Origin of the sequence: Novosphingobium sp. 63-713, assembly GCF_001898925.1 — a bacterium.
GTDB lineage: Bacteria > Pseudomonadota > Alphaproteobacteria > Sphingomonadales > Sphingomonadaceae > Novosphingobium.
Genome location: NZ_MKVS01000019.1, coordinates 140685 through 160499 on the forward strand (window position 1 = coordinate 140685; position 19815 = coordinate 160499).

General features: G+C 63.4%; 16 protein-coding genes. 9 read left to right on the plus strand and 7 right to left on the minus strand.

The features are described 5' to 3' along the window. The 3 genes from BGP00_RS08900 to BGP00_RS08910 all read left to right on the plus strand — a co-directional run bounded on the left by BGP00_RS08900 (position 1) and on the right by BGP00_RS08910 (position 3155). Entirely contained in the window at positions 1–1239 is a 1239-nt protein-coding gene (locus BGP00_RS08900) for a cytochrome b/b6 domain-containing protein (RefSeq protein ID WP_292690474.1), read from the plus strand. A gap of 18 nt (positions 1240–1257) precedes the next feature. Next, positions 1258–1749 (plus strand): DUF3237 domain-containing protein, encoded by a 492-nt coding sequence (locus tag BGP00_RS08905; RefSeq protein WP_292690475.1) that lies wholly within the window; start codon positions 1258–1260, stop codon positions 1747–1749. A gap of 122 nt (positions 1750–1871) precedes the next feature. Beyond that, positions 1872–3155 (plus strand): glycerate kinase, encoded by a 1284-nt coding sequence (locus BGP00_RS08910; RefSeq protein WP_292690477.1) that lies wholly within the window; start codon positions 1872–1874, stop codon positions 3153–3155. A 74-nt stretch (positions 3156–3229) separates the two neighbouring features. On the opposite strand, the gene BGP00_RS08915 is transcribed toward BGP00_RS08910, so the two are convergent. Then, positions 3230–3994 carry an SDR family oxidoreductase gene (locus BGP00_RS08915; RefSeq protein ID WP_292690478.1) on the minus strand — a complete coding sequence of 255 codons (765 nt, stop codon included), beginning with the start codon at positions 3992–3994 and terminating at the stop codon, positions 3230–3232. Positions 3995–4108: 114 nt separating this feature from the next. Here BGP00_RS08915 and BGP00_RS08920 point away from each other — a divergent pair, with 114 nt between their 5' ends. After that, positions 4109–5005, plus strand: a complete 897-nt coding sequence (locus tag BGP00_RS08920) for a LysR family transcriptional regulator (protein WP_292690479.1) — start codon at positions 4109–4111, stop codon at positions 5003–5005. 114 nt (positions 5006–5119) lie between these two features. On the opposite strand, the gene BGP00_RS08925 is transcribed toward BGP00_RS08920, so the two are convergent. The 4 genes from BGP00_RS08925 to yaaA are packed head-to-tail and all read right to left on the minus strand — an operon-like array spanning position 5120 to position 7653. Then, entirely contained in the window at positions 5120–5728 is a 609-nt protein-coding gene (locus BGP00_RS08925) for a DNA-3-methyladenine glycosylase I (protein ID WP_292690481.1), read from the minus strand. Between the two features lie 3 nt (positions 5729–5731). Continuing rightward, complete coding sequence (locus tag BGP00_RS08930) at positions 5732–6142, minus strand: DUF1801 domain-containing protein (RefSeq protein WP_292690483.1); 411 nt, start codon at positions 6140–6142, stop codon at positions 5732–5734. 60 nt (positions 6143–6202) lie between these two features. Further along, a complete protein-coding gene (locus BGP00_RS08935) occupies positions 6203–6904 on the minus strand; it encodes an SDR family NAD(P)-dependent oxidoreductase (protein ID WP_292690485.1) in 702 nt (233 codons plus the stop codon). Next, the gene (gene yaaA / locus BGP00_RS08940; protein ID WP_292690487.1) at positions 6901–7653 is read right to left on the minus strand and encodes a peroxide stress protein YaaA; all 753 of its coding nucleotides are present in this window, start codon (positions 7651–7653) and stop codon (positions 6901–6903) included. Before yaaA ends, BGP00_RS08935 begins: the two co-directional genes overlap by 4 nt. 236 nt (positions 7654–7889) lie before the next feature. Here yaaA and BGP00_RS08945 point away from each other — a divergent pair, with 236 nt between their 5' ends. Then, a complete protein-coding gene (locus tag BGP00_RS08945; RefSeq protein ID WP_292690489.1) occupies positions 7890–9017 on the plus strand; it encodes a LacI family DNA-binding transcriptional regulator in 1128 nt (375 codons plus the stop codon). On the opposite strand, the gene BGP00_RS08950 is transcribed toward BGP00_RS08945, so the two are convergent. Continuing rightward, entirely contained in the window at positions 8903–10159 is a 1257-nt protein-coding gene (locus BGP00_RS08950) for a glucose/galactose MFS transporter (RefSeq protein ID WP_292690491.1), read from the minus strand. The genes BGP00_RS08945 and BGP00_RS08950 overlap by 115 nt on opposite strands. A 236-nt stretch (positions 10160–10395) precedes the next feature. On the opposite strand from BGP00_RS08950, the gene BGP00_RS08955 reads away from it, so the two are divergent. The 4 genes from BGP00_RS08955 (at position 10396) to BGP00_RS08970 (ending at position 18083) form a co-directional block, all read left to right on the plus strand. Next, on the plus strand, positions 10396–13230 hold the full coding sequence (locus BGP00_RS08955) for a TonB-dependent receptor (RefSeq protein ID WP_292690493.1): 2835 nt from the start codon (positions 10396–10398) through the stop codon (positions 13228–13230). A gap of 88 nt (positions 13231–13318) precedes the next feature. Then, entirely contained in the window at positions 13319–14857 is a 1539-nt protein-coding gene (locus BGP00_RS08960) for a tryptophan halogenase family protein (RefSeq protein ID WP_292690494.1), read from the plus strand. Further along, on the plus strand, positions 14854–16356 hold the full coding sequence (locus tag BGP00_RS08965; protein WP_292690496.1) for a tryptophan halogenase family protein: 1503 nt from the start codon (positions 14854–14856) through the stop codon (positions 16354–16356). The genes BGP00_RS08960 and BGP00_RS08965 overlap by 4 nt, the downstream gene beginning before the upstream one ends. Then, the gene (locus BGP00_RS08970; RefSeq protein ID WP_292690498.1) at positions 16353–18083 is read left to right on the plus strand and encodes an alpha-glucosidase; all 1731 of its coding nucleotides are present in this window, start codon (positions 16353–16355) and stop codon (positions 18081–18083) included. The genes BGP00_RS08965 and BGP00_RS08970 overlap by 4 nt, the downstream gene beginning before the upstream one ends. 24 nt (positions 18084–18107) lie before the next feature. Here the strand turns inward: BGP00_RS08970 and BGP00_RS08975 are convergent, their stop codons facing one another. After that, positions 18108–19754: a sulfatase gene (locus BGP00_RS08975; RefSeq protein ID WP_292690500.1), complete on the minus strand. Its 1647-nt coding sequence runs from the start codon at positions 19752–19754 to the stop codon at positions 18108–18110. Positions 19755–19815 lie beyond the last annotated feature (61 nt).

Consider the following 19815-nt stretch of genomic DNA (forward strand, 5'->3'; position numbering starts at 1 on the left):
ATGAGCAATACGCCCCTCCGCTATCGTCCCATGGCCATCATCCTGCACTGGGCGATTGCCGCGCTGCTGATGTTCCAGCTTGGGCTGGGCTGGCATATGGCCGACATGCCGCGCTCGGCGGTGATGTTTGCGGCGTTTCAGTTCCACAAGAGCATCGGCATGGCCATTCTGCTGCTCTCGCTGCTGCGGGTGGCGGTGCGGGTGGTCTCGCCCCGGCCCGCGCCGGTGGAGGGGCCGCGATGGCAGACCCTGCTGGCCTCGGGCGTGCATGGGCTGCTCTATCTCTTCATGATCGGCGGGCCTTTGACGGGATGGGCTCTGGTGTCGACGGCGTCGGTGGCGGTGCCGACCTTGCTGTTTTACACCATTCCCTTGCCGCATCTGCCGATCAGCCATGGCTGGCATGACGGGATTGAGGCGGGGCATTCGCTGCTCGCCTGGCTGGGCGCGGGACTGATCGCTTTGCATATTGGCGGGGCGCTCAAGCATCAGTTGGCGGCGCGGCGCGAGGATTGGGTGGTGCCGCGCATGATGCCCGCACATGTCCGCTCTGTATGGGGCGCGGTGGTACTGGCGCTGGGCGCTCTGGGGGTCAGTTTCGCGCTGCCTTTGGTGATCTATCGGGCAGGGCCTGTGGCGGCGACACCTGTCGCACCTGTTGCGCCTGTGCCTGTCGCTTCTGAAGCGCCGCCGGTCGAGGAAACCCCGGTTGCCGCCGCTTCGGCCGAGCCGGACAAGCCCCTGACCCATGACTGGGCCATCGAGCCGGGCGGGCGACTGGGTTTTTCCGCCACGGTCAATGGCGGGCCGATTGAGGGCCGGTTCGGCAAATGGACCGGCAAGGTAACCTATGACCCCGATCATCCGCAGACGGCAAAACTGGCTGTGACGGTGCAACTGGCCAGCGCGTCGAGCGGCGACCAAACGCGCGATTCCATGCTGCAGGGGCCGGAATTCTTTGGCTCCTCGCCGATGGGGCGGGCGGTGTTCACGGCCTCCGGGTTCAAGCCTCTGGGCGGCGACAAATTTTCCGCCGATGGCGCGCTGGCGATCAACGGAGTCAAGGTGCCGGTCACGCTGCTCTTCGATCTGAAGGTTGCCGAGGATAAGGCCACCGTCAAAGGCAGCGCAAAGCTGGACCGGATCGCGCTGCATGTCGGCACCGGGCAATGGAGCGCGACCGACCAGATCGGCGCCGAGGTGGGCCTGTCGTTCAGCCTGAAGGCGCACCGGCTTTAAAAAAGGAGAGGGAAGGGCATGAAATCCTACGTTCCGGCCGTGCTGGCGCTGCTGATCGCCGGACAGGCGCAGGCGGCAGAGCCGCAACTGGAATTCGCCTTTGAGGAGGTGGTCACGCTGGCGGCCAATGTGCCGGTGGGCACAACCGCGCTGGGCGGGCGCAATATCGTGCCGATCACCGGAGGCACATTCAGCGGCCCCGGCATCGCGGGCAAGGTCATGCCCGGCGGGTGGGACTGGCAATTGCGGCGCGCCGATGGCTGTTTGCAGATCAAGGCCGACTATATGCTGCAGACCGACGATGGCACGATCATCAACGTTCTCAATCAGGGCGTGTCATGCCCGCCCGAGCCGGGCCGGGCGTCCGGTGTCCGGACGTTCCCGGTGTTCGAGGTGCCGATGGGCAAATATGGCTGGCTGGCCAAGGACGCGTTTGTCGGCATTCTGGTGCCTGAAACACAGCCGGGCGGGGTTCGTTCGGTGCGGATACGCTTTTATCGCGTGAAGTGAGGTTGCCAAAGGGAGCGGATCGCGCCTGACCCCTCAAACAAACGGTCGAAACAGCACCTTTAGGCGAGCCGAGGTCATGCGCGAGGTGACGGACGCGATGATTGCTGCCATCATCGGCGGCAATGTCTGAGAATCTTTCCCTGAGCGATGCCGAGGCCCGGGCCATCCTGCGCGCGGTGCATGGTGCGGCGATTGAGGCCGCGCTGCCCGGCCCGGCGATGCGCGGCCATTTGCCGCCGCCGCCGCGCGGCCGCTGTGTGGTGGTGGGCGCGGGCAAGGCTTCGGCGGCGATGGCGGCCGCGCTCGATCAGGCCTTGCAGGAGGCATGGGGGCCGCAGGTGTCCGTTTCCGGCGTGGTGGCCACACGCTATGGCCATGGGGTTGCGGCGGGGCGGATCGAGATCGTCGAGGCGGGCCATCCCGTGCCCGATGCCAACAGCGTGATGGCGGCGCAGCGCCTGCTGGCCGCAGTTGCGGGGCTGGGGCCGGATGATCTGGTGATTGCGCTTGTATCGGGCGGCGGGTCGGCCTGTATGGAATGGCCGGTCGAGGGCATGGGGCTGGAGGATCTCCAGGCGCTGGGCCGCGCTTTGCTGGCCTCGGGCGCGGGGATTGGCGAGATGAACACGGTGCGCCGCCATCTCTCGCGCGTGAAGGGCGGCAGGCTGGCGGCCGCAGCAGGGCCCGCGCGAGTCTATACCCTGTTGATCAGCGATATTCCCGGCGATGATCCGGCCGCGATCGCCTCAGGGCCGACGCTGGCCGATGGCACAACGCCGCGTGATGCCCTGGCCATCATCGAGCGCTATGATCTGCCGGTGCCCGAGGCGGTGCGGAGCAGGATGATGGCGGCCCCGGCCTGTACGGTGGCGGGCGAATATCGGATGATCGCCTCGCCGCAGCAGGCGCTGATGGCGGCGGCGGACAAGGCGCGCGAACTGGGCTTCGCGCCGTTGGTGCTGGGCGACGCCATCGAGGGTGAGGCGCGCGAATTGGGGCGGGTCATGGCGGGCATCGCGCTTTCCGCGCGCCAGTGGGGCCACCCGGCGGCGGCCCCCGCAATCCTCCTGTCGGGCGGCGAGGCAAGCGTGACCTTGGCGGGCGCCTCCTTTGGCAAGGGCGGGCGCAACACCGAATTTGCCCTGTCGCTGGCGCTGGCTCTGCAGGGCGCGCCGGGCATCTGGGCGCTGGCCGCCGACAGCGACGGCATAGACGGCAGTGATGATGCGGCGGGGGCCGTCGTCGCCCCGGACACGCTGATCCGCGCGGCAAAACAGCGGTTGGACGCTAGAGGCTTCCTTGCCTCTCACGACAGCTACAGCTTCTTTGCTCCGCTGGGCGATCTGCTGATCACCGGCCCGACGCTGACCAATGTGAATGATATTCGGATCATTCTTGTGGCGTGATTTTGCGTCCGGCCTCGGCCCCCCGGCGGGCTGTTTAAGGGCAGCGCGCCGGGGGCTGATTGTCGATGGGATCATCAGGTCCGGGTGATCGAGATACCCCCGTCGAGCAGCGAAGCGGTGCCGGTGACGAAACTGGCGTCATCGGAGGCCAGATACAGCACCGAGCGTGCGATCTCTTCGGGCTTGGCAACGCGCTTGAGCGCATGGAGGCTGGTGATGAAAGCCTGCTTCTCGGCATTGTCATTCATGCCGCGATACATGTCGGTATCCACCGCGCCGGGCAGGATGGCATTGACCCGCACCTGTTGCGGCCCGAATTCGGCGGCCAGCGCCTGCGTCAGGCCGATCAGGCCCGATTTGCTGGCAGCATAGGCGGCAACGCCGGGGAAGGAAAAGCTGTAGCCGACAAAGGTCGAAGTGAAGATCACCGAGCCGCCGCCATGCTGAACCATCTGCGCGATCTGATGCTTGGCGGCAAGGAAGGAGGCGGTGAGGTTGGTGTTCACCGTTCCGGCAAAGCCTTCGGCCGAAACCTGCGTGCTGGGGCCGGCCTCGCCCATGATTCCGGCATTGTTGAAGGCGATGTCGAGGCGGCCGAAATTCTCCACCGCCGCGCGCACCAGCGCTTCGTGAAACGCCTCGTCCCGGACATCTCCGGCCACGGCAACAGCCTCGCCGCCCGCCGCCCTGATTTCCGCGACCAGACTGTCGAGTTCGGCCTGACGGCGGGCGCCGACAACCAGCCGCGCGCCTTCGGCGGCAAAGAGGCGGGCGGTGGCCCGGCCGATCCCGGCGCTGGCCCCGGTGATGATGGCGACCTTATCCTGCAAACGATCCATGATGCTTCTCCTTGGCTTTTGGGGCGGACCCCGTTTGATGAGGTGAAGATGCGCTTGCAGGATCGTTCGGATTAGTGGCTAAATGTGAGTTCTATAATTCGGATTGGCCGAACGATGATCCGTATCGAGGGAATAGAGGCTTTTGTCGCCACCGCCGAACATGGCTCGATCAGCGCGGCCGCCCGGCAATTGCGGCTCTCCAAATCCGTGGTCAGCGAAAGGCTGGCCGAGTTGGAGCGGTCGCTGGGCGCGCGGCTGCTCCACCGCAGCACGCGCAAACTGGCGCTGACCGAGGATGGCAGCGCCTTTCTGCCCCGCGCGGCGCGCATCACCCGCGAGATCGCCACCGCCGCCGCCGATATTGCCGAGCGGCGCGGCACGTTGAGCGGACCGCTGCGCATCGCCGCGCCGGTCACTTTTGGGCGGCTGCATCTCGGCCCGGCGCTCTACCCTTTCCTCAAGGCCCATCCCGATATCCAATTGACGCTCGATCTGGACGATCGGCGGATCGATGTCGCCTCCAGCGGCCATGATGCCATCATCCGCAACGGACCGATTGATGACACGCGCCTGATCGTCTGGAAACTGGCGCAGAGCCGCCGTTTGCTCGCCGCCTCATCGGCCTATCTGGCCGCGCATGGCACGCCCCGGACGCTGGAGGATCTGCAGGGGCACAGGTGGATCTATTATACCAATCGCGGCGCGGGCGATTGGCGTTTCGAGACGGAGGAAGGGCCTGTTACGATCCGCGCGCGCCTGTCTCTGGGCGTCAACAATGGCGACATGATGCGCGATGCGGCTATCGCCGGGCTGGGTTTGGCCATGCTGCCTGCCTTCATTGCCGGACCGGCGATCAAGGCGGGCGATCTGGTCGAGGTGCCGTTGGAGGCCGTCCCCGCGCCCGATTTTCTCTACATGGCCCATGCTCAGGGGCGCGAGCCTTCGGCCAAGCTGCGCCGCCTGATCGAGCATCTGCGCGCCAGTTTTGGCGATCCGCCTTACTGGGATTGAGCATCTGCCCATCGGCAAAGGATGGTGCGGGCGCCCAGCTTGACATCGCGCAGCGATTGGCCCGCCATATAGCGCTGCTGCCCTGCCTTGTCTGGCCTGCCTGGGGACCGGCGATTATTGCGGCGGGGTGAAGGCGGCGCGGGCCTGCGCCACGCGTGTTCTTGCTACGCATCCGATGGCGTGATCGTTGACGAGCCCCATCGCCTGCATGAAGGCATAGGCGGTGGTCGGCCCGACAAAGGCCCAGCCGCGCTTTTTGAGATCTTTGGAAAGGGCCACCGAGGTTGGGGTGGTTGAGACGGCCTGCAACGCGGCGCCCGGTTCGACCTTTTCCTCATAGCGCCAGAAATAGGCGGCCAGCGAACCTTCCTGCCGGACCATTTCCACCGCGCGCCCGGCATTCCTGATCGTGGCCTCGATCTTGCCGCGATGGCGCACGATGCCCTCGTCATGCAACAGACGCTTGACATCGGCCTCGTCATAGAGGGCGATGCGGTGGAAATCGAAACCGTCAAAAGCGGCGCGGAAATTGTCGCGCTTGGCCAGAATGGTGCGCCAGCTCAGCCCCGACTGAAACCCTTCCAGCGTCAGCTTTTCGAACAGGCGGCGGTCATCGGATACCGGAAAGCCCCATTCGGTGTCATGATAGGCCATATAATCGGCCGTTGCGGCGCACCAGTGACAGCGATGATGCCCGTCGGGGCCGGGAATGGTCGCGCTCATCGTTCAGGCTTTCCGGCTGGTCTGTTTGCCGAGGTTGAAGGCAACCGCCGCCTTGATCAGCGCATCGAAAGCCGCCGCATCGACCATCTCGCCCTCACGCAGGTCGATTGCCCGCCGCGTGCCGCCGCCAAATCCGGCATTGAACAGTCCGGCCGGATCATCCAGCGCCGCGCCATGGGCAAAGGTAAGTTTGACATAGGCCTTATAGACCTCGCCCGTACACAGGATGCCCGCATGTTCCCAGGTCGGCACGCCCGATGGATTGGATGGTTTGAACCATTTCACACTTTCCACCACATCGGGATCGGCCTGCAGGATCATGGAGCGCAAACGCGCCAGGCTTTCGCCCCGCCAGTCGCCCAGACTGGCCAGTTTGGCATCGATCCGGGCGGATGGTGTTTCCTGCTCTGTCATGGCTTCATCCCGACTGTATTTTCTTGTCCGGCATTTGCCACGGGATGGGCGGGGGTTCAATTAAAAGGGGATCTCGATGCCTTCGAAATCGAAGAGTTTGCCGCTGTCATGCGGCTTGAGCCCCTCGATCACATCGAGCAGTTGCAGGGCGGCCCGCTCGGTATCAAACAGCTTTCCGGCCGCGACATTGCCCTGAAACGGGCGCGAAAGCGCCGTATCGACCGTTCCGGGATGCAGCGCGACGACAATCGAGCGATCATTGCGGCGGCGCTCCTCGATGGCAAGATTGCGCACCAGCATGTTCAAGGCCGCCTTGGAGGCGCGATAGCCATGCCATCCGCCCAGCCGATTGTCCGTGATCGACCCCACCCGCGCCGAGAGCGCGGCAAAGACCGCCCGCCCGGTCCGGGGCATGAGCGGCAGGAAATGTTTGGCCACCAGCACCGGACCGATGGCATTGACGGCATGGACCTTGGTCAGCCACGCCGGATCAAGATCGCGCAGCGCCTTTTCCGGCCCGAGGTCGCCATCATGCAGCAATCCGGTCGCGACAATGATCAGAGTGGGCGGCGGCCCCTTGGCCACATGCGCGGCGGCCGCGGCAATGCTGGCCTCGTCGAGCAGGTCGATATGCTGCGCCCCGGGACGTGAGCGGGCAAAGCCATGGACGGTTCCAAAGCCGCCTTCCTCAATGAGCGCCGCCTCAAAGGCATGGCCGATCCCGCCCGACGCCCCGATGATGACGGCGCAGTTGCCGCTCATGCGCGGGTGAACCGCCAGCGGTCGGCGTCGCTCTCGGCGGCATCGAAGCGATAGCCGTCGCTGTCAAAGCCGCGCATCGCGTCAATGTCGGCAATGTGGTTTTCGCACATCCAGCGCGCCATCATGCCCCGCGCCCGCTTGGCGTGAAAGCTGACGAAGCGCGGGCCATCGGGGCCTGCCTCGCGAAATTCCACCTCGACCACGCGCAGCCCGGACAATTGCCCCGCCACGGCGGCGAAATATTCCTGACTGGCAAGGTTGAGCACCACGCCCGAACCTTCCTCCGCCACCTGCGCGCGCAGATGGTTAGCGATCCGGTCGCCCCACCAGTCAGTCAGCTTTTTGTGGCCCGGCGCCCAGCGCGTGCCCATTTCCAGCCGATAGGGCCGGATGGCATCGAGCGGCCGCAGCAGCCCATAGAGCCCCGAGAGCATCCGCACATGGTCCTGCGCGAAGGCTACCCCTGCCTCATCGAGCGTATGCACCTCAAAGCCGGTATAGACATCGCCGGCAAAGGCAAAGAGCGCCTGCCGTTCGGGCTGCTCGGCAAAGCTGTTGAAACGCTCGACGTTCAATTGCGCCAGCTTGGGCGAGATATGCATCAGCTTGCCCAATTGCTCGGCGGACAGATCGGCGGCCGAATGCGCGAGGTCGAGGGCCTCCTGGGCGAAATGCGGGGTCGAAACGGCAAGCGGGGGCAGGGCGCGCTCGAAATCGAGCGTCTTGGCCGGGGAGAGCAGTGCAATCATCGCCGTCGCGTTAGCGGGAGCGGCGGGCAGCGTCAAACTGTCCGCGCGGCCATGTGGCGCGGCCCCTGCAATCGGATCAGGGATAAGCCTGTGGAGGCGGACCGGACGCGTGTGGAAACAGCGGCGGTCCGATGCTAAAACCTTCCGCAAAACAGGGGGGAATGCCATGAACTGCTGTCGGTCCGGCCCGGTGATTCGCCGTAACGCCCTGATGCGGGCGCCGGGTCCTTGCTGCGATGGCGAATGATCGGGCGGCTGTCGGGCGCAGGCCGCGCCTGATTGATGTTGCGCAGGCCGCAGGAGTTTCTGTCGCCACGGTGTCGCGCGTGCTGGACGATCACCCCGCTATAACGCCCGAAACCAAGGCGCGGGTTGTCGCCATCGCGCGGGAACTGGGCTATCCCTTGCGCGAAGGGGGCAGGGACAAGAGCCAAAGCCGCGCCCGCAAGCCCAAACGCAGCGGCTCAATCTGCGCGGTCATGCCTGTCGCCTTGCCCAGCGGGAGCCGCCTTGCCAATTCCTTCGAGCTTAACCTGCTGGGCGGGATCGGGGCGGCGATGCGCGACCATGGGCTGGATTTTTCGATATCGTGTCAGGCGCCCTACGATGACGCCTCGCTGGCCCGTTTCATGGCCAGCCATCCCTATGGCGGCATCATCTTTCTGGGCCAGTCGCAGTTTCACTCCGGCCTGAACCGGATGGCGCAGGGCAACCGGCCCTTTGTCGTGTGGGGCGTGGAAACGCCGGATCAGCTCTATTGCTCGGTGGGCAGCAACAATGCCGAAGGCGGGTGGCAGGCGACCAGCCATCTGGTGAAACTGGGGCGAAAGCGGATCGCCTTTATCGGTCAGGCGGCGCCCATCACCACCGCCCAGACCCGGCAGGCGCAATTGTCGGAAAGGCTCTCGGGCTTTCGCAGCGCGTTGGCCGGGGCGGGGCTTCCGGCCGATCTCACCATGCTGCGCCCCGCGCCCTCGGGGATGCAGGCGGGCATGGAGGCGGTGCAGGCGTTGCTCGATCAGCAGGTCGCCTTTGACGCGATTGTCGCCTCATCGGATCTGGTGGCGGTGGGGGCGATGCGCGTGCTGCATGAACGCGGACGGCGCGTGCCCGATGATGTGGCCATTGTCGGCTATGATGACAGCGAGGCTGCCCGTCTGGCCCATCCCCAATTGACCACGATTCGTCAGGACACGATCCTCGCGGGCCATCTGCTGGTCTCGAAACTGCTGCGCTTGATGGCGGGTTATCAGGTGCGTTCCGAAAGATTGCCCACCGAACTGGTTGTTCGCGAATCCTGCGGGGCCTTGTCCGCCGAGGGAAGGACCGCCCCGCAGGCGGCAAACAAGGCGATCAACCCATAGGCCAGCATCGGGATCACAAAGCAGAGGCCAAAGCCGAAATGCTCTCCGGTCCATCCGACCAGCGCCGACAGGATCGCGCCCCCGGCAATCGCGGTGCTCAGCAATCCCGACACAGCCGCCGAGGGCGCCGCCGATCGCTCGACCGTGATGGAAAAGATGACCGGAAACATGATTGCGTTGAACAGGCCGATGCTGAGCGCGGCATAGCCGGCCAGCGCTCCCGAACCCAGTGCGGCAAGGGCGCTGGCGATCACGGCCCCGCCCGCCGCCATGCCCAGCATCTGCGCCGCAGGCCAGCGGTGGAGCAGCCATGTGCCCGCCAGACGCCCCGCCAGCGCACCGCCCCAATAGAACCAGCCCAGATAGTGCCCCGCCTGCTCCAGGGTCAGATTGAGCACCGATTTCTGGTGCAGATAGGGAATGAGGATGCTGCCGATCGCCCCCTCGGCGCCGACGTAAAGCGCAATCCCTCCGGCCCCGGCCAAGGCCCAGCCGGAGCCCAGCGCCGCGCGGATGGCCGCACCTCCCGATGGCATCCCCCCTGCCGGAGCGGCGGGGCGCGAACCGGCCCATGCGGTCGCCCCGACCATGACCGCCGCGATCAGGACAAGCCCGTTGATCGCCGCAGACCAGCCATAGGCCTGACCAATGCCCAAGGCCATGGCGGGGGCGCCCGGCGCCTTGGCGCCCAGCGCGAGATTGGTGCCCAGCGACACGCCCACCAGCACGCCCAGCGAATTGAAACTTTGCGCCAGCGTCAGGCGCGAGGAGGCCTTGCGGACATGGCCCAGTTGCACCACCAGCAGATTGGCCGCCACCTGCAGCACCGATGTGCCCAGGGCAATGACCGCCAGCGAGGCCAGCATCAGCCCGTAGCGCGCATCAACGCCCAAGGGGGCAAGGATGAACAGCCGCACCTGAAGACAGCCCAGCGTCATCAGACCCAATCCGCCCAGCACCATCGCCTTTGCCCCAAAACGGTGCAGCAATTGCGCCAGAATCAGCGAGGACAGCCCGCTGACCACCAGCGGGATCCATTGCACCGTCATGGCGGCGGAAAGGCCAAGACCAAAGACGATGCGAATCGCCGGAATCAGCGTTGGCCCCATCGCTCCCGACAGGCCCATGACCAGAAATACCATCAGGGCAACCGCTTGAAGCGATTGTTGGCGATCAGAGGCAGAGAGGACGGAAACTTTGTTCATCGCGTGCTTATGCCTCGATGTTGGCGGGGCGGACAGAGTGCGTAAAATTTGCATATGCAAACGGAACGCCTACCCATTGCAACCGATTGCGTAAAGTCTCAAGATTGTCGTCGAACGAAGGCTGGCGGCCAGACTGCGATCTGCCAGACACGTCCAGGGAGGGAACCAAACTCATGAAGTTACAGAAGAGTCTTGCCTGCTCCACCGCGATCATCGCGCTGATGAGCCATGGCCCCGCATTTGCGCAAACCGCTCCTCAGGCCGCGCCCCAACCGGCCGCCGCCACTGCCGATATCGTTGTCACCGGGATGCGCGCCAGCCTTGAACGCGCCCAGGCCGTCAAGCAGAAGAGCGCCGGGGTGATCGAGGCGCTTTCGTCCGAAGACATCGGCAAATTGCCGCAATCGAGCGTGGCGGATTCGCTGGGCCGCCTTGCAGGTTTGGCCGGTGAACGCCGCGCCGGGCGCGTCAGCGGCATTTCGGTGCGCGGCTTCCGCGAGGATTTTGTGGGCACCACGATGAACGGCCGCGAATTGATCGGCATCGGCGACAATCGCGGTGTGGAATATGACCTCTATCCGTCCGAAATCATCGACACCGCCGTGGTGTACAAGACCCCCAATGCCGACCTGACGGCGATGGGCGTGGGCGGCACGGTGGACATGCGCACGATCCATCCGCTTGAGCACAAGCGCACGCTGGTGGTGAACGGCACGTTTGAACAGAATGGCCAGAAGTCGAAGAACCCCGATTTCAAGGATCAGGGCTATCGCGTCGCCCTGTCGTTCAGCGACAAATTTGCCAATGACACGATCGGCGTTGCGCTGACGGCGGCCACCACCTCCTCGCCCACGCAGGATCAGTATTTCAGCGTTTGGGGCTATGACAAGGGGGCGATTACCTCGGGCGCCAATGCGGGCAAATATGCCCCGGCCGGGATCGACATCTCCTCGCGCTCGCGCGTGCTCAAGCGCGACACGCTGGCGGGCGTGATCGAATTCAAGCCTGCCGAAAATTTCACCGCGATGGTTGATGCGCTCTACATCAACTTTGCCGACCAGGGCATTTCGCGCGGCTTTATCGAAGCCCTGCCGATTGCCCCGGACGGCAGCACGGTGATTTCCTCGAACGCCACCGCCATCACCTCGGCGCGCACCACCGGTTTCAATTCGGTCCTGCGCACCGATCCGCTGGACAAGCGGGGCAAGCTCAAGAGCTTTGGCGGCAATCTGAAATATGATCCGGCGTCCGATCTGCATCTCTCGCTTGATGTCGCCCATTCCGAGAGCACCAAGCGCGACACGCGGGCCGAGAGCTATTCGGGCCTTGGCCGCGCGGGCCTGACCACCCAGGGGCCGAACAATATCCGCACCTACAATTATGGCGACAATGGCCTGACCTTCTCGAACAATTCGCAGACCTATGACAATTACAACACCGTGCGCCTGGCCGGGCCGCAATCATGGGGCGGCAGCCTGTCGCCCATCGCGGCGCTGAACCAGACCGCCGTGATCGGTGCGGGCGGTCAGCCGATCGGCTTTGCCCAGGCGCAGGACGGCTTCCTCAACACCGCGATCTTTGATGAAAACCTCGATTCCCTGCGCTTTGCGGTGCAGAAGGATTATGAGGATTCCTTCATCAAGCATGTCAATCTGGGCGTGCGCTATTCCGACCACAAGAAGTCGAAGGTCAATCAGGGCTACTTCCTGACCGCCAGCACCTATCCGCTGGATGGCGCCATTCCCTCTTCGGCGCGGCGCGGTGTGGCCGATGTGAACTGGGCGGGTCTGGGTAATGTGGTGGCCTATGATGCGCTGGGGCTGATCAACAGCAATTTCTACACCCGCTATGACGCGGCCAGCCTTGAACCCGACCGTATGGGCGATACCTATACGATCCGCGAAAAGGTGTGGCAGCCCTTCATCAAGGCCGATTTCGAGAAGGAGTTCGGCGGCGTCCGTATGTTCGGCAATGTCGGGCTGCAAGGCGTTATCACCAGCCAGCGCGCCTCGGGCTTCAACTCGGTGATCGGCTCGAACCAGCTCGATATCGCCACGCCGATCAACGATGGGGCCAATTACGCCCGCGTCCTGCCCAGCCTGAACCTGAACTTTGATCTGGGCAGCGGGCATACGCTCCGCTTTGCCGCCTCCAAGGTCATCAGCCGCCCGCGCATCGACTATCTGAACCCCGGCTCCTCGGTGAAATTCCGCAACAATGTGGCCAATGTGACCAACACCGATCCGGGGCTTGGCCCATGGGTGTCGACATCGGGCAATGCCCAATTGCGCCCCTATGAGGCCAACCAGTTCGACGCCTCCTATGAATATTACTTTGCCCGCGACGGGTTCATCTCGATCTCGGCCTTCTACAAGGATCTGGTCAACTGGAACGTGGCCACCACCACGGTGCGCGATTTCACCCAGTTCTATATCCCCGGCTATCATCAGGCGGTCAGCAGCAATGGCTCGACCATCTATACGCCCGCCACGTTCAAGGGGCTGAACACCACCTATACCGGCGGATTGAAGGGCGAGGTCAAAGGCATCGAAATTCAGGCCAGCCTGCCCTTTGGCCGGTTCATCCATGCGCTTGACGGCTTCGGCATCGTGGGCGGAGCGGCCTTCACCGATGGCGGGCTGAATGATGGCACCGATGTGCCGGGCCTGTCCAAACAGGTGTTCCAGCTCACCGGCTTCTTTGAAAAGGGCGGCTTCTCGGCCCGCGCCTCGATCAACAATCGCTCGAAATGGCTGTCGGAGGACCGTGGCGGTTCGAACACGATCTCGCCGGTCAACCGGGCGGGGCAAACGCTGGTCGATGCCCAGATCGGCTTTGATTTCAAACAGACCAACATTGCCTATCTCAAGGGACTGCGAGTCTCGGTTCAGGCGCAGAATCTGACCGACCAGAAGGATACCTATACCGACACGGCCAGCGGGCTGGTCACGCGGGTGGAAACCTTCGGGCGCAACTTCCTGCTCAACCTGACCTACTCGTTCTTCTGAACGGGGCCGTTCTGACAGGGCCTTGTTCGTACCGGGCCTTGTTCATGATAGTTCTCCCCGCTCGCCCCAACGGGCGGGGAGGGCGCCCATGACCAAAACACAAGAGGATGCAAACGTGACCCGACCGATCCGCAAGGTGGTCATTCTGGGAGGCGGCACAGCCGGCTGGATGACGGCCGCCTTGTTGGCCAAGGTCCTGGGTGCAACCACACAAGAGCGCAAGATCGCCATCGAACTGGTCGAATCCGATGACATCGGCATTATCGGCGTTGGCGAGGCGACCATCCCGCCGATCCAGCAGGTCAATGCCGTGCTGGGCATCGACGAGGCGGAATTTCTGCGCGAAACCAAGGCGACGATCAAGCTGGCGATCCGGTTTGAAAACTGGGGCGCGATTGGCGAGAGCTATTATCACACCTTTGGCGCGGCAGGGCGCAATCTGCCCTTCTGCTCGTTTCACCATTTCTGGACCCGCGCCCGCCAATTGGGGATCGAAGGCAGCTATTGGGATTTCGACCTCAATTACCTGTGCGCGCGAGGCGGCAAATTCGCGCCCACCACCGGCAATGATCCCATCTGGGACATGCCCTATGCCTATCACTTCGATTCCGGCCTCTATGGTCAATTCCTGCGTCGCTATTCCGAAAAACTTGGCGTGGTGCGTACCGAAGGCAAGGTCCGCGATGTTCAGCGCGCCGCTGGGGTGGGCGACATCATGGCGCTGGTGCTGGCCGACGGGCGACAGGTGGCGGGCGATCTGTTCATCGACTGCTCGGGCGGCCGGGGCGTGCTGATTCAGCAGCAATTGGGCACCGGCTATGAGGATTGGAGCCACTGGCTGCCCTGTGATCGCGCGATGGCGGTGCCGTCTCAGCGCCATGCGCAAACCGCCCCCTTCACCCGCTCGATTGCCCATGGCGCGGGCTGGCAATGGCAGATCCCGCTGCAGCATCGCAACGGCAACGGGCTGGTCTATTCCAGCCGCTTTTGCAGCGACGATGAGGCCGCGCAGGTGTTGCTGGGCCATCTGGAAACGCCAGCGTTGGACGAGCCGCGCATCATCCATTTCCGCACCGGCCGCGCGCGCCGCCAATGGAACCGCAATGTCGTGGCCATCGGCCTGTCCAGCGGCTTTCTCGAACCGCTTGAATCCACCAGCATCTATCTGATCCAGTCGGCGATCACGCGCCTGCTGCACCTGTTTCCGCATGACGGGATCACAGCCGATCTGATCGGGGAATATAACCGGCAATCGCAGATCGAGATGGAGCTGATCCGCGATTTCATCATCCTGCATTACCACGCCAATCAACGCCGCGATTCCGCCTTCTGGCGCGACCTTCGCCAGATGGAGGTGCCCGAAAGGCTGGCGCGCAAGATCGCTCTGTTTTCGGCCAATGGCACGCTGGTTCAGGATCAGTATGACATTTTCATGGAGCCGTCCTGGGTGCAGGTGTTGATGGGGCAGGGCATTTTGCCCGCCGATTATCACCCGCTGGCCGATGGCCCGTCCGAGGAGCAATTGCGCCGGCAATTGGCCCAGTTGGCGCAATTGAAAGCCCGCCCGCTCGATCAGTTGCCCAGCCATGACGACTATCTGCAACGCTGTCTGGGCCAACCGGCATGAGCTTGCGCATCGCGATCATCGGCGGGGGCACGGCAGGCTGGATGACCGCCAATCTGCTGGCCCATCGCTGGGGCGGGCAGGGGGCGCAGATCACGCTGGTCGAAGCGCCCGAGATCGCCACCATCGGCGTGGGCGAGGGATCGACTCCCACGCTCAAGCGGTTTTTCGAGGTTCTGGGTATTGCCGAGGACGAATGGATGCCCGCCTGCTGTGCGACCTATAAGGCCAGCATTCGCTTTCGGGGCTGGAGCCCGGCCTCGGGCGTGGCGCAATACAGCCACCCTTTCCTGACCCAGCTCGATCTGCATACCGAGGAAGCCTTTACCCTCAATTGCGGCAATCGCAGGCTGGGGCTGGATGTGCCGACCGCGCCGGACGATTTCCTGCTGGGCGGGGTGTTGGCCGCGCAGGGCAAGGCGCCGCTCGCGCCCGCCCATTTCCCGTTCCGCATGGAATATGGCTATCATTTCGACGCAGGATTGTTGGGCCGGTTTCTGCGCGATTGCGCCACGGCGCGCGGGGTGACGCATCATCAGGCGCAGGTGCAGGACATTATCCGCGATGATCGCGGCGCGATTGCGGCGGTGATGACCGACCGGGCCGGGCGGATCGAGGCGGATTATTTCGTCGATTGCTCAGGCTTTGCCGCCTTGCTGATGCGCGGCGCGCTTGATGTGCCGTTTGTCAGCTTTCGCTCCAATCTGTTCAACGATGCCGCTGTGGTGCTGCCCACGCCCTCCGCTGCGTTGATCCCGGTAGAAACCACGGCGACCGCGCTTTCCCATGGCTGGGCATGGTCGATCCCGCTGACCAACCGCAACGGCAACGGCTATGTCTTCAGCAGGGATTTCCTGTCCGCCGATGCCGCAGAGCAGGAATTGCGCGCCGCTCTCGGGATGCTCGACAGCCCGGTTGAGGCGCGCCACCTCAGTTTTCACACCGGCCAGCTTGCCCGGCACTGGGAGCAGAACTGCCTTGCCGTCGGCCTGGCGCAGGGATTTGTCGAGCCTCTCGAGGCCACCGCGCTGCATCTGGTGCTCAACACCGTCGATCTGTTCATGGATCATCTGGAGCGGGGCAGTTTCACGCCGCAATATCGCGATGTCTTCAACGCCGTCATCACCGACCGCGTGGAGCGGGTGCGCGACTATATTGTCGCCCATTACAAGCTGAATACGCGCGATGACAGCGACTATTGGCGCGCCAATCGCAACAATGATGATCTGTCCGATCCGCTGCTCCAGATCCTCGATACGTGGTTTCGCCGGGGCGATCTGGCAGCGCTGCTCGCCCGGCAGCCGGGCCTGAGCCATTTCAACAGCGCTTCATGGCATTGCCTGCTGGCCGGTTATGGCGCGTTCCCGCCGCTGGCCGAGGTGCAGCGCGAGGATGTCGATTTTTACCGGTCCCGCGATCTGGCGCGGTTTCTGGATGGATGCAGTCTCAATTTCCCGTCGCATGGCGATGCCCTTGCCCAAATGAAGAAGGTGGCAGCATGAGAACCCCGAAAATCGGCAAATTTGCACTCACCGCAGCGCTGGGCACCGTGCTGGCCCTGAGCGCCTTTCCGGTGCAGGCCGCCCAACCGGCCCCTGCCGCGCAGACGGAGAAGGCGGCCGTAAAGGCGGAGCCATGGTGGACCCATGCCGTCATTTATGAAATCTATCCCCGCAGCTTTCAGGACAGCAATGGCGACGGGATCGGCGATCTCAATGGCGTGACGCAGCGGCTCGATTATCTCAAGGAGCTTGGGGTTGACGCCATTTGGCTGACGCCTTTCTTCCCCTCGCCCAATGCCGATTTCGGCTATGACGTGTCCGATTATACCGCCGTGGCGCGCGAATATGGCACGATGGCTGACTGGGACCGGCTGACCCGCGAGGCGCGCAAGCGCGGCATTCGCGTGATGGTCGATCTGGTGCTCAACCATTCCTCGGACCAGAATCCGTGGTTCAAGGAATCGCGATCATCGCGCAGCAATCCCAAGCGCGACTGGTATGTCTGGCATGATCCGGCGCCCAATGGCGGCCCGCCCACCAATTGGGAGTCGATTTTTGGCGGATCGACATGGGAATATGACAAGCCGACCGGCCAATATTATTATCACGTCTTTTTGAAGGAACAGCCCGATCTCAACTGGGCCAATCCGGAGCTGCAAAAGGCGATGTATGATGTGGCCCGCTTCTGGCTGCGACACGGGGCCAGCGGCTTCCGCCTCGATGCGACGCCCTATCTGTTCGAGGATACCAATTGGCCTCAGGATCCCGATGTGAAATCGGGGGCGCCGGTCGGCCTCAAGCCGTATAACAGCAATCTGCCCGCCACGCGCGCGGCCTTGCGGGGCCTGCGCAAGGTGGTGGACAGTTTCCCCGGCGATCGGGTGCTGCTGGGCGAAAATGCGATTTCCTCGATTGCCGATCTGCGCCGGGTTTATGGCGCAAAGGGCGACGAGATCAATCTGCCGATGGATTTCCTGTACAAGGATGTGACCAGTCTCAACGCATCGACCTTCAAGGCGCGGATTGACGAGGCGGAGCTGAAGCTCGATGGCTTTCCCCCGGTTTTCCATTTCAGCAACCATGACACCCCGCGCCAATGGTCCCGTTTTGGCGATGGCCTGCATAATGACCGGATCGCCCGGATCACTTCGGCCATGACGTTGACCCTGCGCGGCACGGCGCTGATGTATTACGGCGAGGAGATCGGTATGCCCGATCTGGCGCCCGATGAACTGCGCGACATTCCCCTTGGCCCCAAGCGCAAGGTAGCCGACAACCGCGACCCCGAACGCTCGCCCATGCAATGGAGCGCGGGCAAGGAAGCAGGCTTTACCACCGGCGATCCTTGGCTGCCGGTTGGGCGCTCGGCCGCGACGGTCAATGTCGCCCGCCAGCGGGCCGATGCGGGATCGCTCTATCATTGGTATGCCCGCCTGCTGCAACTGCGCAAGACGAATGCGGCCATGCGCAGCGGGGCCTATGTCCCTCTGGAATCCGGCAATTCCGAGGTGCTCGCCTATGCCCGGCGCGATGCGGGCGGCAATGGCGTGCTGGTTCTGCTCAACATGAGCGCTCAGCCGCAGACGCTTGAGATCAGCGGTTGGTCGGGCCATCGGCCGACTTTGAGCCGCACGCTGATGACCACCAAGCCGGGCGCGGCGGTGGACGGGGAGCATCCGGCGCTCGAGCCTTTCGGCGTGCGACTGGTTTCGTTCAAGGGGGGCTAAGCCCCCCTCAGGCCCGAGGGCGGATCATTTTTCCGGGCGGTATCCGTCAAACCGGGTGGGCAGGTCGGGCTGGACATACCATGAGGCCGGGAAATCGGCCCGATGGGCGCCGTTCCTGTCCCTTTGCAGCACGCCGGGGCCGAGTTTGGCCGTAAAAGGAATGTCGTGCCGCCCCGACGCATTGGCCAGTTTCTGATACAACGTTGAACGCAGCGTGATCTTGATGTCCTTATAGGCCGGATCGTTGACCAGATTGACCCGCTCGTCGGGATCCTTGTTCAGATCATAGACTTCCTCTGTATCCCAAACGCCGTAATACTGGATGTATTTCACGCGGTTGCGTTCGATGGCAAAGGTCGTGGGGGTGAAGGGCACGGTCCATTCCCAGTAATATTCATAAATGAAATCATGGGTGGCGTTCCAGTCTCTGGACGATTGCCTGCCCTGGATCAGGGAAAGCCAGCTGTCGCCCTCCATCTGCGCCGGTTTGGCAAGACCGGCCATGTCGAGGAAAGTCGGGGCCAGATCCAGATTGCGCACGCGCGCTTCATTCACCGCGCCCTTGGGGGCAAGGTTGGGCGCATAGACGACCATGGGCACCCGCACCGAAGGTTCATAGGCATTGCGCTTGTCGGTCAGCCCATGGTCGCCGATCAGATAGCCATTGTCGCTGTAGAACACGATCATGGTATTCCGATCCAGCTTGGCCCGTTTCAGATACGCTATGATCCGGCCCAGACTGTCATCAATCGGGCTCAGCGTGCGATAGATGCTGCGCGTCATGTCCGACAGGGACTGGTTTGTGGCAAAGGGAAAATCCGCGCCATGCCAACTGTTGCGCTGGTCCTGAACCCACATCGGCTTGCCCCTGTTGTTCTCGGGGATGTTGGCCATGGTGTCGGGCAGATCGATCTTCATCCCGTCATATTGATGGGCATAGCGTTCGGGCGGGGTGGCCTCGGAATGGACCGCCTTGTGGCTCAGATAGAGGAAGAAGGGTTTCTTGGGATCCCGCCCATGCTCAAGCCAATCCATCGCATAATCGGTCAGCTCATCGGTGATATAGCCCTTGCGAGGCACGGACCGGCCATCGACATTCAGTGTCTGGCGCTCCCCGGCGGCAATGGCGGCAGGTGAGAGTTGCTCGGTGGGGAAATAGGTGCCTTGCCCCTTGAAGGCGACCCAGTGATCGAAGCCGGGGCGGGGTTTGTCATTGTCCCACCCCATATGCCATTTGCCGAAAAAGGCGGTGTTGTACCCGGCCTTCTGCAAATAGGACGGGAAGAAGGTCAGGCCGTCCTCGGAGGAGTCGTTATTGTCCACAACGCGATGATTACGGACGGATTCCCCGGTCAGGATCGTCGCGCGGCTGGGCGAACAGAGCGATGAGGTGACGGCGGCGTTTTTGAAATAGACGCCGTTTCGCGCCAGAAAGTCGATATTCGGCGTTTTGAGGCCGGGGTTGAGAAAACCCATCATGTCATAGCGCAGATCATCCACCAGAACGAAAATGATGTTGCGCGGTTCTTGGGTCGGGGCGGTTCGCTCCCCGGGCGCGGCGGCCGTCGGCTTGGCGACTGTCTGTGCCTGGGCGGCAGGTATCTGGGCCAGCATGGAAATCGACGCAAGAGTTGCGGCGGTGTTCAAAAGCACCTGTCTGATAAGCGTCATCGCACGATGATCCCTGTTGGGGAGGCCGGGCGATTGATGCGGCGCCCTTCCCCCGAGTCCT

What these genes read in the sequence shown, in the direction of transcription:
- BGP00_RS08900 (WP_292690474.1), top strand. Translation starts at nt 1, where the DNA reads ATGAGCAATACGCCCCTCCGCTATCGTCCCATGGCCATCATCCTGCAC.
- BGP00_RS08905 (WP_292690475.1), top strand. Translation starts at nt 1,258, where the DNA reads ATGAAATCCTACGTTCCGGCCGTGCTGGCGCTGCTGATCGCCGGACAG.
- BGP00_RS08910 (WP_292690477.1), top strand. Translation starts at nt 1,872, where the DNA reads ATGTCTGAGAATCTTTCCCTGAGCGATGCCGAGGCCCGGGCCATCCTG.
- BGP00_RS08915 (WP_292690478.1), bottom strand. Translation starts at nt 3,994, where the DNA reads ATGGATCGTTTGCAGGATAAGGTCGCCATCATCACCGGGGCCAGCGCC.
- BGP00_RS08920 (WP_292690479.1), top strand. Translation starts at nt 4,109, where the DNA reads ATGATCCGTATCGAGGGAATAGAGGCTTTTGTCGCCACCGCCGAACAT.
- BGP00_RS08925 (WP_292690481.1), bottom strand. Translation starts at nt 5,728, where the DNA reads ATGAGCGCGACCATTCCCGGCCCCGACGGGCATCATCGCTGTCACTGG.
- BGP00_RS08930 (WP_292690483.1), bottom strand. Translation starts at nt 6,142, where the DNA reads ATGACAGAGCAGGAAACACCATCCGCCCGGATCGATGCCAAACTGGCC.
- BGP00_RS08935 (WP_292690485.1), bottom strand. Translation starts at nt 6,904, where the DNA reads ATGAGCGGCAACTGCGCCGTCATCATCGGGGCGTCGGGCGGGATCGGC.
- yaaA (WP_292690487.1), bottom strand. Translation starts at nt 7,653, where the DNA reads ATGATTGCACTGCTCTCCCCGGCCAAGACGCTCGATTTCGAGCGCGCC.
- BGP00_RS08945 (WP_292690489.1), top strand. Translation starts at nt 7,890, where the DNA reads ATGGCGAATGATCGGGCGGCTGTCGGGCGCAGGCCGCGCCTGATTGAT.
- BGP00_RS08950 (WP_292690491.1), bottom strand. Translation starts at nt 10,159, where the DNA reads ATGGTATTTCTGGTCATGGGCCTGTCGGGAGCGATGGGGCCAACGCTG.
- BGP00_RS08955 (WP_292690493.1), top strand. Translation starts at nt 10,396, where the DNA reads ATGAAGTTACAGAAGAGTCTTGCCTGCTCCACCGCGATCATCGCGCTG.
- BGP00_RS08960 (WP_292690494.1), top strand. Translation starts at nt 13,319, where the DNA reads ATGACCAAAACACAAGAGGATGCAAACGTGACCCGACCGATCCGCAAG.
- BGP00_RS08965 (WP_292690496.1), top strand. Translation starts at nt 14,854, where the DNA reads ATGAGCTTGCGCATCGCGATCATCGGCGGGGGCACGGCAGGCTGGATG.
- BGP00_RS08970 (WP_292690498.1), top strand. Translation starts at nt 16,353, where the DNA reads ATGAGAACCCCGAAAATCGGCAAATTTGCACTCACCGCAGCGCTGGGC.
- BGP00_RS08975 (WP_292690500.1), bottom strand. Translation starts at nt 19,754, where the DNA reads ATGACGCTTATCAGACAGGTGCTTTTGAACACCGCCGCAACTCTTGCG.